Below are 11,938 nucleotides of genomic sequence, written 5' to 3' on the forward strand. Positions count from 1 at the left end.
ACAATTTTAACCCTATCTTACGGAGTTGAAGATAGGGTTTATACGTATAGAGACGTGAAGTTTCGCATCTCTAATTTAAAAAGCTTTTTAAAGAAGTGTTTGTAGATGTTGTACTAATTGTGGTGCTTGCATGACACCTTCAATTTTATCTACAGGCTTTCCTTGTTTAAATAGTACCAAAGTTGGTAAAGCCGCAATATTATACTGACTTGCCAATTCTGTATACTTTTCCGTATCAATTTTGACAATCCGTAACTGATCTTTCAATTGGAGATTGACTTGTTCTAAAATAGGCACCATCATTTGACAAGGACCACACCAGTCTGCATAAAAGTCTACCAATACAGGCACATCTGAGCCGGATAGCATTTCTTCAAAGCTGTTGAATTGTTTTTTAGTTGCCATAATACACACCAATTTTTAATTAATTGTTTGTTTTCATGTTAGTTCTTAGAATATCGAATCTGTATATTTTTATATTTTTTTTGCAAAAGTATAAGCAACGATTGAATTAAAAATTAAATGGGCTGTAGCTCACTTATGGGAAGCTACAGCTTAAATTTCCAGTCTTACATTGTCAAAGATTGAGGATTGGTTTCAATCAACTTCGCTAAATCTTGCAAGAACCCTGCTGCGTCAGCGCCGTATATAATGCGGTGATCACAGGTAATAGTAACTTGCATTTGTTGACGGACACCAAATAATCCGTCAGGTGTGGCGACTACTTGGGGACGAGATGCACCAATGGCTAGGATCGAACCTTGGCCAGGAGGTAAAATAGCATCAAAGGTATCAACACCAAACATTCCCAGATTGGAAAGAGTGAAAGTCCCGCTGTTGTATTCTGCTGGTTGTAGCTGTTTAGCTCTAGCGCGTTCTACTAAAGATTTCCAAGTGCGAGATAAAGAATAAATATCAACTGCATCGGCATTCTGTAAAACTGGTGTAATTAATCCACCATCATCCATTGCTACTGCTACAGAAACATTAATATTAGAGTGATTGACAACTCCTTGATCTGAATAGCTGGCATTGAGGATAGGGTGTTTTTGCAATGTTACGGCTACAGCTTTGGCTAATAGCGCCGTCATTGTCACGCCTTTGGACTTAATTTGTTTATAAAGTTTATCAAGTCCATCCGTGCTAATTGTGTAACTGACACGGAAAACGGGTACGGATAGACTAGCTACCATGCCCCGGACTACGGCATTTTGTAAGGTTGTGAATGGGACTACTTGACCGGGAACGGAACTACTAACTACTGGTGTAGGTGTAGGTGCTGGTGTAGATATTGGTGTGGGTACAGATACAGGTGGTTGTGGCTGGGGAGGAATGCTAGGGGCGGTAGTAACGGGCTGAACTTTGCCGACTGCAACTTCCACATCTTCGGCGACAATGCGACCGTAGGGACCACTACCTTTGAGGGTATTTAAATCTACTCTAAGTTCTTTGGCTAACTTGCGAGCGCGGGGTGAAACTACTACTCGTCCTGGTTGATGGTTTGAACCGTTTTGAGATGCGGTGACAGGGGCAGCAACTGCGGCTGCGGCGACTGGTACGGGGTCGGGTGTGGGGGTAGCAGCAGCGCCGTCTGCGTTGGCTAAGGACTTGGCTGTGGCTATTTCTGCTTCTGTTTCGGCAATGTAAGCGATCGCTGCACCGACGGGGGCGGTTTCACCAGCCGGAACGATGATATGGGCTAGATATCCTTCATAGAAGGTTTCTACATCCATATCAGCCTTATCTGACTCGACAACCACCACCGTTTCGCCTTTCTCCACTTTATCTCCAGGCGACTTGACCCAGGAGACAATTTTGCCCTCGGTCATGGTGGAACTCAGCGCCGGCATAAATACTTCGTTAATGCTCATAATGGTGGTTTTAGAATCAAAATTTTGTGACTTGGACTTTAACAGTTGTAATTAGCTAAAATTGTATCTTGGTCAGAGTAGTTGAGATAAAAATTTGTATGTTTAGGGAACAGGGAACAGGGAACAGGGAACAGGGAACAGGGAACAGGGAACAGGGAATAGGGAACAGGGAATAGGGAACAGGGAACAGGGAATATTTATCTTAATTCTCACCAATTACCAATGACCCATCACCAATCACCAATTACCAATCACCAATTACCCATTACCCATTACCGTTTAGATATCACCGCGAATTTCTTCGACAATGCCATCACGCAGTACAATTTCAACTTGCATTTTACTAATCAAGTTATCACCTGGTTCAATGCGGAAAAAGCTTTCCATTTGAAATTGGTTGACTTCTTGATCTAATTCCAACAATTGCACTTGTTGGAGGTTTTGCAACATTTGATTTTTCTGTTCTAGAAGTTCGCTTTTCTTTTGATTGACTTGCAGTTGAATATTGTCAATTTGTTGGAGTGTTTGCGGTCCTGGTGGTTGAACACTCTGTTTTTGAATGGCGCTAGTTGCTCTTTGCCCTTCAATATCTAATTGTTGTAGTTGTTGGTCAATTTGATTAATTTGGGTTTGTAATTGCTGTTGTACTTCCTCTTTCCAGAGGGTAGTAACGATCGCTTTAACATTAATCGGGCGTTTTAAAAGCAATTGCGGGTTGGAGACATCCATAAAAATTGTACGTTCACTCTTAATAGTTTGTAGCATGGAGAGGCGTATGGCTAATACCAAGTGCGTTATCAGGAGAGGGAAAAAGAAAATTTTTCCTTTGCTCCTGTGCTTCCCTACCTCTCCATCATGTAGTCAAAGAAATTTGCGCTTTAGGGAATTATTTGGCAAACATTCTGTCAATAATATCGCAATATCGTTCCATGACAATGTGACGACGGATTTTGAGTGTTTGTGTCATCATGCCATTTTCCACTGAGAACTGTTCCTCAATGAGTTTGAATGGTCCAATACGATCATCGGCTCGATAGCTGGGACGGTTTTGGACTTCCCGATTTAATTCCTGACGAAACAAGTCCTGGACTATTTTACTCTCCAAGTTAATTTTTTCACTATTATCTGGTGAAGTTAAATTCAGATTTTGAGATTCTGCCCATTTTGCCAAGGCCTCCAGGTTAGGAACAATTAAAGCGCCAATACTGCGTTGATCTTGTCCTACTAACATGATTTGGTCAATGTAAGGCGATCGCAAACAAGCATCTTCTATGGGCTGGGGTTCGATGTTTTCACCGTTGGTTAAGACAATGGTATCCTTGGCTCTACCAGTCAGCACTAAATCATTTTCCGGAGTTACCCAACCTAAATCACCGCTATCAAACCAACCGTCTGCGTCTATAGCTTTTTGAGTGGCTTCAGGATTTTGGTAATAGCCTTGCATAATTTGTGGTCCTTTGAGCAGCACCAAACCGCGTTCTCCTGCTGGTAGGGGCTGACGAGTCTCCGGATTGACAATTTTCACTTCTGTACCAGGAATGGGTTGTCCTGATGAACCTTTTAAATTTCGCCAAGGACGACGAGCATTAGTTACTGGGGAGGTTTCGGTTAAACCATAGCCTTGTAATATCTCAACGCCAACAATTTCAAAAAAGTTATCTATATGTCTAGGAAGCGCACCACCACCGCTAATTATATGCTTAAATTTTCCACCTGTGGCTTCTCGCACCTTGGCATAAACTAACTTTTCTCCCAGAGCATGAACCGGCGATAAACCTAATGCTACTATCTTGGCTTGCGATCGCTCAATTGCGGAAGCATGAATATGTTCTAAACTCAATCCATTCGCAATGCGCCGCGCCTCCATATATTTCTGACTTGTCTCCAGTAAAAACTTAATTAACTTTTGTTTTGTAGCTGGTTGTTCGCGGAATTGCTTCTGCACTCCTTCATAAATTGATTCCCACAATCTGGGGACAGCAATCATATAATTAGGTTCAAATTTCTTTAAATCCCCTTTAACTGCCCGTAAATTAGTGTAGATTTGGGTACATCCTTGGGAAAGCAAGAAATACTCACCACTACGTTCATAACTATGCCATGTAGGCAGAATACTGAGGACTATATCTCCTTTTTGTGGTTGTACAACTGTCCCCAAACTTTTAACTTGGTGCAGCAAATTCTTGTGAGACAGCATGACACCCTTGGGTTTACCAGTAGTACCAGATGTATAAATAAGCGTTGCTAAAGCTTCGCCACTCTGTTTAATTGCTACTAAGGTGTTGTTACTACCAATTTCTAACAACTGGGAAAAGTTCACCACTTGAAAATTAACTTCTGTGGGTGGTGTTTCATCAGAAAGCAAAACTACCAGCTTAATAGGTAATTCATTCAGTCCGTCCCCTAATTTATCCAAAGTCTTCAGATCCTCAACCACCACCGCCGTACTACCACTGTTGGTGATGATATAGAGTAATTCTTCCCGGTCTGCTTGGGCGCTACGTACCGCATTTACCGCACCAGCAGTCATAATACCTTGATCCGCAATAAACCAACGAGGGCTGTTATCAGCAATCAGGGAAACCCGTTCACCATAACTAGAAGTTTCACCATTGCTCATATTGATTCCTAATGTCTGTAAACCCGCCGCAAATCGTTGGATTTGACCAGCTAACTGACTATAGGTAATTTTGACTTCTGGTTTAGCATGGGGGTTGTGCAAAGCAACGGTATTACTAAATTTTCTGGCCGCCAAAGGCCAAATTTCTGGTAGTGATTCCACATCTGTATAATCTACCAAACTCTTTAATGCCAGCTTTTCTCGCTCAGAAATATTAGCCAGAAAAGAAGTTGCAGATTGTTTTTTTGTCATCACAAGTTACTAGAAAAATAGATTGCTTATATCTTCAACGTAAACATAGCTTTTTTCGACCAGGGAGATGCTCACCCCATAATAGCTATATTTTATACATTATTTACGGCTTAGTGTGCTACTACAGCAGTAAAATCTGGACATACATCCCTGAGAAAGAAAAACTTTTTACCTTTTAACCTTTTCCTAAATCAACTTATCATCTGCTTTTTCAATTTTTAATTATTAATCTTAAATAGCGGAGGACGGTATAGTTTATTTAGGTGTATGACAGTTGCTGAATAGTAACACTTCCATCTAGAAAAATCTATGCTAAACTACTTCTATATAAACTAAATACTATGGTTCAACTTGAGAGTAGTTCCATATACTTTAGTGTCAGTTCTAAACTGTAATCTCTTTTGGGGGTGATTCCCTATAGGTTTGATGGACACTATATTACTTACACTTATCAATGCTACTGCTTGTTTAGCTTTACCCAAACTTCTATCTCTAGTTTTGGTTCGTAAATCTAAACAGTCTTCAGCGTCTTCTATTGGTTCTAACTTACAAACAACCAATTTGGAGATAACTAGTTTTCCATATTGTACAACTTACACTTTAACTGGCCGTCAATCCTGTAAATTTAGTCCTCATTTTTGTTCCCAGTGTTCTCCTAAGTAATTATAACTGCTAATTCCTGATTTTTGGATGGAAATTTTCATCTACAAATCGAACTTCTTTCGTGAGAACAGGAAATGAGCAAGTACCCAGTTATTTTTTCGTGAATGTTCTTTGATTGAAGGTATTATTCATTAATAATGCCTTTCATAAACAATACCTGCGCCAAATTGAAAAAATGGCGACGGTATTGGTAAACTTGGTAAATGTATTTAATTCTTTTATGAAATAACTAAAATGTGTGGAGAAAAGTAAAATCGCCCAAAACCAACTTCTCCTTCCTTGTTATCAAGACAATTTTCAACTCCGATATAGCTACAATCAATATTTATGAGGAAGAATTGTTTATGACATTAATTGATGGGATATTTTTCACAATATTTAATGCAGCTATTTGTTTGGTTTTACCTAAGCTGCTATCTCTGATTTTATCTGCAAAAAACTAAAAATCAATATCATCTTTAATAGATTTCTGTTTTTCTCGTCGCCATTTCGCTCTCACTAAACGAATTTCATCAAAAGTGTAGCTTTCACCTAAATTTTCCCGAATGGGTGTCAGTGCAATATCACCGAGAACTTCTAAGACATTCCAGATTTTTTTTTGGCGTTCTAAAGGTACTAATTGACTTAAATCAAGAGATTGTTTTTTCTCAATTAAATCTGAGAGATGACGGATAATTGTACTAGTACGGATGTTGCGTTTTTTGGCAATTTCGGCAATACTCAAACCCTGGTTATAAAACTCTAATGTTGTTAATTCTGTATCCGAAGGTGAGTTAGGAAAAGATGAATAACGAATGTGAGTAATAGGTTGTGTTTCTAATCCTTTTTCTTGGCGATATGTTTGAATTTCTGCTAAAAACTTTTCGCCATACTGAGATAATTTATGACTACCAACGCCCGAAAGATTACCAAATTCATCTAAAGTTTTTGGTTGCATCTGTGCCATCAATTTTAAGGTAGAATCATGGAAGATGACATAAGGTGGTACAGACTGTTCATCTGCAAGTTGTTTACGAAGCGATCGCAATTTTTGCATCAGAACTTCCACATCTGCGGCTTTGCCATTTCCCTCTTCCCAAGTAACTTTTTGAGCAATAGGAACAGCAATGGAAACTGTGCGTTGTTTTCGCATTACTTCCCAACTCAAAGCATTTAGTTTTAAGACTGAATAACCATCAGCAGTTTGTTCCAATAAACCTTGATGTAAAAGCGATCTACATAACATTCGCCATTCATCTACAGTTTTATCTTTACCAATCCCATAAGTAGAAAGTTGATCATGTTTATTAACAACAATTTTCTGATTTTTTCCGCCTCGCAACACATCAATAATATGCAACATTCCAAATCTTTCTTTACACCTAGCCACACAAGATAAAAACTTCATCGCTTCAATAGTCCAATCTTGTACAGGTTTAGGATAAAGACAATTATCACAGTTTCCGCAATTTCCTGGAAATCTTTCCCCAAAATAACTTAATTGAATTGTGCGTCTACAATCTGTACCTTCTGCATAATCAATTACTTGTCTAAGTTGCTGTTTAGCTATTAATTGTTCTTGGGAATCTGGTTTTTGATTAATACTCCATTCAATGGTTTTAATATCACCATAATTGAAAAATAACGTACATTTAGAAGGTTCATCATCTCTACCTGCTCTCCCCGATTCTTGATAATAACTTTCTAAATTTCGGGGTAAATCGGAATGCACCACAAACCGGACATCAGGTTTATTAATGCCCATCCCAAAAGCAACAGTGGCTACCATTACCCGCACATCATCCCGAATAAACCGAGTTTGATTTTTTGATCTTTCATCATCACTTAAACCAGCATGATAAGGTAAAGCCGAAACTTTATCATTTTGGAGTTTTAAAGTTATTTCATCAACTTTCTTCCGAGTTAAACAATAGATAATTCCTGAACCTTCATTTTCTCTAACTATTTCTAATAATTCAGCGTAAGCACGATTACTTTTAGAACGAACTTCATAATAAAGATTTTGGCGGTTAAAACTAGCAATATGAATACGTGGTTGTTTTAATCCTAATTGTTCAATAATATCAGCCCTAACTCTATCGGTAGCGGTAGCAGTCAGCGCCACTGTAGGTACATCAGGATAACGTTTTCTCAGTAATCTTAACTGCCGATATTCTGGGCGAAAATCGTGTCCCCATTCCGAGACACAATGAGCTTCATCAATAGCAAATGTAGAAATCCCAACTTTTCCTTTAACTACGTCTAAAAGGGGCAGAAATCGTTCACTAACAAGGCGTTCTGGAGCAACATAAAGTAATTTGATTTTACCATTCATGATCGCTTCTTCACGAGAGCGAACTTTATAGGCGTTGAGACTACTATTCAGAAATGTGGCAGAAATATTATTAGTTCGCAATGCTTCCACTTGATCTTGCATTAAAGCAATCAACGGGGATACCACCACAGTTAAACCTGGTTTCAACAGTGCCGGTAATTGAAAGCACAGAGATTTCCCCCCACCTGTAGGCATAACTACCATTAAATCACGATTTTCTAGTGCATCTTCGATAATTTGCCTTTGTCCAGGGCGAAATTGATCATAACCAAAATGATGTTTTAAAGCTTTTTCTAAGTGTGGATACTGAAGCATGGTAGATGGCCGCTGCGTGTCTGGTTGATGATGAAGATATTAGGATTTTAACTCACGTTGGGGAATTGGTAGGGGGATAGTAGTTATAATTATAGATGGTGCTATTTCATCGAAATCAGTCCAATAAGTAGGCTTACTACAGCTTTAAGTATGAGTATAAATACACAATTTCAAGCTAAGGTAAACAACGGTAAAATTGAAATTCCCGTTGAGTATCAAGAACAAATATGCAGCGCCGAAATAGTGCAAATTGTAATTTTGCAACCTGCACCAATAAAGAAACACTTTCCAGAAACGGGTATTATTGCCCAGTTAACAGCAAATCCTATGCAAATATCAGGGTTCAAGCCACTCACCAGAGAGGAAGCAAATGAACGCTGGTGAAATGATGCTATGTTTTGTTGATTCCAATATTTGGCTATATCGGTTTATATTAAATTCCCCTGATGCAAGTGCAATACAAAAGCAGAAAATAGCTACAAGGGTAACAAGTCAGGAAAACTTAATTATTAGTACGCAAGTTATCAATGAGGTTTGTGCAAATTTAATTCGCAAAGCAGGCTTTGATAACTCACAAATTGAAATCCTAATTGAAGAATTTGCAGCAGGTTGTGAAATATTACCTATTTCGCTAGAAACTATTCAGTATTCAGCAAAATTGCGAGGACATTACTCACTATCATTTTGGGATAGTCTCATAGTTGCTAGTGCAGTTTTAGGAAAAGCAAGTATTCTTTACTCAGAAGATATGCAAAATGGCTTAATTATTGAAAATACTTTACAAATTGTGAATCCGTTTTTGGAAGTAATTGAACTTTAATTTAGCCAAAAATATTCATCGAGAATTGATTCTATCTACTCCAATTACTAGGGGTAAAATATTAGTTTGAGTGATTTTAGCAGAATAAGTAATTTTTGGTGTTGCTGATTTTAGGGATGAAAATAATCTTGCATACGTTAAATACCTTTGTAGAGACGTTCCATGGAACGTCTCTACCTCCAAAAATCATACGCCAATTCAGCAACGCCCAATTTTTTTAGGTTAATTTTTACTTTGTGTACAATACCCATCTGATTATACATAGACCCAAAATCAGGGATTTTCACCACTAAGATGTGTAAATTTGATTAATTTTGTAAAATTTCTTCTATCCAGAGTTATAAAAAAGTGACGTAAAGTGATAGTATCTGTATTTGTAACGATATTATGTACTCCTGTTCCTTTAAATACATAAAATTTTCTTATGGATGAGGTTTCTACTAAGCTTTTAGCGATTTTTCAGAATGTGAATGAGTGGCTGAAATTTGCAGAGGCTAAAAATGGTATTCTGCTGGCTTTTTCTGGTGCGGCTATTACTGCAACTATCACTCTTTTAGTCACAGCACAAAATATCCCCAATTCTTTAAATTTTGGGTTGTTGTTAACAACGATTCTGCTTTGTATTTGCTCTTTAATTTGTTCCCTTTCTTTTTTGCCTAAAATAAATTTAGAGCGGTCATTATATTTCCAAAATAGACGAAATAAAAAATTAAATTCCCAACGTTCAAAAGATGATAATTTCTGGTATTTTGGAGATTTACAGAAATATAAAGCAGATGAATTACTGGAAGCATTGAATAAACCTTATTTCCAGGGTAGTGTAGATATAACTAAAGAAGAATATAAGGAATATAAAGATATTGCTGCACAAATTACTATTAATGCCGAAATTGCTTTTTTGAAGTTTGAAGTTTTTACCTATGCGATAAAAGTTTTAATTGCTTCGATTTTAGTAATTCCTTGTTCAATGCTCATAAGTTTGGTTATTTATCGGCATTTGTAAAGTAAGATTTTCGTTGATTAATTTAATTAATTTAGATTCACTTACAGAAAATAAAAGTACCCATCAATGTTAAGAGAAAGAATTCAATTAACTGTAGTTCAACTTGATCTATTCCAGTCTTCAGTATCTACTGCTGTTCTTTACGAAGAAGGAGATGAAGAGGCGGTAATTGCATTATTAGAAAAGATTAGAGAATTTGTTAAAAGTGCTTTTAATAAAACTTTTGAAAATCCTCAAATCCCTGAATATAATGAAATTTATCCTTTGGGTGGAGATGGTTATCGCATCTCATTTCAAGATGTAAATCAAGCATATAAATTTGTAGAAAATTTTTGCAATTTGGTTGATTATTATAATAAATCAAAAAAGAATAAGCGATTATTTCGTATTGCCGCAGCAACTGGTGAAGTTTTATATGATAAATCTCAATCAGGTATTGACAGAATAGTAGGACACCGTGTTTTGTTTACAGTTTCCCGGATGGTTACAGCAGCAGAACCTGGTTGGTTGTATGTTGATAAAGCAACATATAATGATTTCTCTCAAGATTTACAAAATAATTTTATTCTCACAAGTATTAAAGGAAAAGAGCATGATCCAAATTTGGAAGCTTATGCTTGTCGAATGTTGAATGATGCTCCTAAGTCCATAAAATCTTCTTATTTTGAAGTTGCTAGTGTCAGTGCAAATGCAACACATGATGTTAAAATTAATCGCCAAAGTAAATCGTATCAACATATAGAAATAGATAATCAACCTACTCAATATTTTATCGAGAAATTATTTGAAGATATAAACCTAGAAATGGTATATATCCCAGGTGGAAAATTTCAAATGGGAACAGACGATCAAGAAATCAAGAAACTGTGTGAAAAACATGAAATAGATTGGTTTAAATGCGAGTCTCCCCAACATGAAGTGATTATAGAACCCTTTTTTATGGGTAAGTATCCTGTTACTCAGGCACAATGGCAAGCGGTAGCTACTCATTTTCAAAAAGTAAATCAACAACTCAATCCTGACCCATCTCATTTTAAAGGCGTAAATCGCCCTGTAGAGTGCGTTTCTTGGCTTGATGCTGTTGAGTTTTGTTTACGCCTCTCAAAGCATACTAAAAGACAGTATCGCCTCCCTAGTGAAGCTGAATGGGAATATGCTTGTCGTGGGGGAACAACTACACCATTTCATTTTGGGGAAACAATTACAACAGATTTGGCTAATTATGATGGTAACTACATCTATGGTAATGGAGTTAAAGGAATTTATAAAAAAGAAACAACAGAAGTAGGAAGTTTTAAAGTAGCCAATAACTTTGGACTATATGATATGCACGGAAATGTATGGGAATGGTGTCAAGACCATTGGCATAATAGCTATGACGCTGCGCCTAAAGATGGAAGCACATGGATAGATGTTGGTACAGATAGTAAAGGAAGGCTGCTGCGCGGTGGTTCGTGGATCGTCAATCCTGAAAACTGCCGTTCTGCCTACCGCGACCTCAACAATCGCGATACCTGGGCCAGCTATATCGGTTTTCGCGTTGTCTGTGTTAGTGCGGCGAGGACTTAGTAGCCCTTTGCCCTCTTGCGCTTTTGCCCTTTGTCTTTCTTTTATTTGCCCTTGCTCGCAAGCGCGAGCAAAAATTTTTTTTCAAACATGAGTGAATTAGCGGTTATTCAAAAAACTTATTTTCTAAGTTATTAAAAAACATGAGTTTATCTGACTGATATGAATTTATAGCAGTTTATAATGTCACAATAAGAATTGTAAACTCTCTTTTCAATCCTCATTATGAAAGCAACTTGGAATGGCGCTATTTTAGCCGAAAGTGATAACACCGTAGTCGTAGAAGGAAATCATTATTTCCCTGCTGACGCAGTTAACAAACAGTATTTTACAGATAGCAACACCCACACCACTTGTTCTTGGAAAGGAGTTGCTAGTTACTACAGTATAGAAGTAGATGGACAAGTTAACAAAGATGCGGCTTGGTACTATCCTAGCACTAAGGAAAAAGCCAAAAATATAGAAGGTTATGTTGCCTTCTGGAAAGGTGTGAAAGTCGAAGCTTAGTAAATAA

General features: G+C 37.5%; 10 protein-coding genes. 5 read left to right on the forward strand and 5 right to left on the reverse strand.

The genetic code is table 11. From position 1 onward, the window contains the following. Window positions 1-87 precede the first annotated feature (87 nt). The 5 genes from trxA to recQ form a co-directional block, all read right to left on the reverse strand. Complete coding sequence (gene trxA, locus FJR04_RS13305; protein WP_168495475.1) at window positions 88-405, reverse strand: thioredoxin; 318 nt, start codon at window positions 403-405, stop codon at window positions 88-90. A 164-nt stretch (window positions 406-569) separates the two neighbouring features. Beyond that, window positions 570-1,871: a dihydrolipoamide acetyltransferase family protein gene (locus tag FJR04_RS13310; RefSeq protein WP_168495477.1), complete on the reverse strand. Its 1,302-nt coding sequence runs from the start codon at window positions 1,869-1,871 to the stop codon at window positions 570-572. A gap of 279 nt (window positions 1,872-2,150) precedes the next feature. Further along, window positions 2,151-2,600 (reverse strand): YlqD family protein, encoded by a 450-nt coding sequence (locus FJR04_RS13315; RefSeq protein WP_168495628.1) that lies wholly within the window; start codon window positions 2,598-2,600, stop codon window positions 2,151-2,153. Between the two features lie 157 nt (window positions 2,601-2,757). Continuing rightward, window positions 2,758-4,743 carry a long-chain fatty acid--CoA ligase gene (locus FJR04_RS13320; protein ID WP_168495479.1) on the reverse strand — a complete coding sequence of 662 codons (1,986 nt, stop codon included), beginning with the start codon at window positions 4,741-4,743 and terminating at the stop codon, window positions 2,758-2,760. Window positions 4,744-5,845: 1,102 nt separating this feature from the next. Then, window positions 5,846-8,035 carry a DNA helicase RecQ gene (gene recQ / locus FJR04_RS13325; protein ID WP_168495481.1) on the reverse strand — a complete coding sequence of 730 codons (2,190 nt, stop codon included), beginning with the start codon at window positions 8,033-8,035 and terminating at the stop codon, window positions 5,846-5,848. 150 nt (window positions 8,036-8,185) lie between these two features. Between recQ and FJR04_RS13330 the strand changes: the two genes are divergently transcribed. The 5 genes from FJR04_RS13330 to FJR04_RS13350 all read left to right on the forward strand — a co-directional run bounded on the left by FJR04_RS13330 (window position 8,186) and on the right by FJR04_RS13350 (window position 11,931). Beyond that, the gene (locus FJR04_RS13330; RefSeq protein ID WP_168495483.1) at window positions 8,186-8,419 is read left to right on the forward strand and encodes a hypothetical protein; all 234 of its coding nucleotides are present in this window, start codon (window positions 8,186-8,188) and stop codon (window positions 8,417-8,419) included. Then, a complete protein-coding gene (locus FJR04_RS13335; RefSeq protein WP_168495485.1) occupies window positions 8,406-8,855 on the forward strand; it encodes a PIN domain-containing protein in 450 nt (149 codons plus the stop codon). Before FJR04_RS13330 ends, FJR04_RS13335 begins: the two co-directional genes overlap by 14 nt. A 424-nt stretch (window positions 8,856-9,279) precedes the next feature. Then, on the forward strand, window positions 9,280-9,858 hold the full coding sequence (locus FJR04_RS13340; protein WP_168495487.1) for a hypothetical protein: 579 nt from the start codon (window positions 9,280-9,282) through the stop codon (window positions 9,856-9,858). A gap of 66 nt (window positions 9,859-9,924) precedes the next feature. Then, entirely contained in the window at window positions 9,925-11,427 is a 1,503-nt protein-coding gene (locus FJR04_RS26645; protein WP_168495489.1) for a formylglycine-generating enzyme family protein, read from the forward strand. Between the two features lie 219 nt (window positions 11,428-11,646). Then, window positions 11,647-11,931 carry a DUF427 domain-containing protein gene (locus FJR04_RS13350; RefSeq protein WP_168495630.1) on the forward strand — a complete coding sequence of 95 codons (285 nt, stop codon included), beginning with the start codon at window positions 11,647-11,649 and terminating at the stop codon, window positions 11,929-11,931. Window positions 11,932-11,938: the final 7 nt, after the last annotated feature.

It is taken from the genome of Anabaena sp. UHCC 0204, assembly GCF_009711975.1.
Classification (GTDB): domain Bacteria; phylum Cyanobacteriota; class Cyanobacteriia; order Cyanobacteriales; family Nostocaceae; genus Dolichospermum.

What these genes read in the sequence shown, in the direction of transcription:
- trxA (WP_168495475.1), bottom strand. Translation starts at nt 405, where the DNA reads ATGGCAACTAAAAAACAATTCAACAGCTTTGAAGAAATGCTATCCGGC.
- FJR04_RS13310 (WP_168495477.1), bottom strand. Translation starts at nt 1,871, where the DNA reads ATGAGCATTAACGAAGTATTTATGCCGGCGCTGAGTTCCACCATGACC.
- FJR04_RS13315 (WP_168495628.1), bottom strand. Translation starts at nt 2,600, where the DNA reads ATGGATGTCTCCAACCCGCAATTGCTTTTAAAACGCCCGATTAATGTT.
- FJR04_RS13320 (WP_168495479.1), bottom strand. Translation starts at nt 4,743, where the DNA reads ATGACAAAAAAACAATCTGCAACTTCTTTTCTGGCTAATATTTCTGAG.
- recQ (WP_168495481.1), bottom strand. Translation starts at nt 8,035, where the DNA reads ATGCTTCAGTATCCACACTTAGAAAAAGCTTTAAAACATCATTTTGGT.
- FJR04_RS13330 (WP_168495483.1), top strand. Translation starts at nt 8,186, where the DNA reads ATGAGTATAAATACACAATTTCAAGCTAAGGTAAACAACGGTAAAATT.
- FJR04_RS13335 (WP_168495485.1), top strand. Translation starts at nt 8,406, where the DNA reads ATGAACGCTGGTGAAATGATGCTATGTTTTGTTGATTCCAATATTTGG.
- FJR04_RS13340 (WP_168495487.1), top strand. Translation starts at nt 9,280, where the DNA reads ATGGATGAGGTTTCTACTAAGCTTTTAGCGATTTTTCAGAATGTGAAT.
- FJR04_RS26645 (WP_168495489.1), top strand. Translation starts at nt 9,925, where the DNA reads ATGTTAAGAGAAAGAATTCAATTAACTGTAGTTCAACTTGATCTATTC.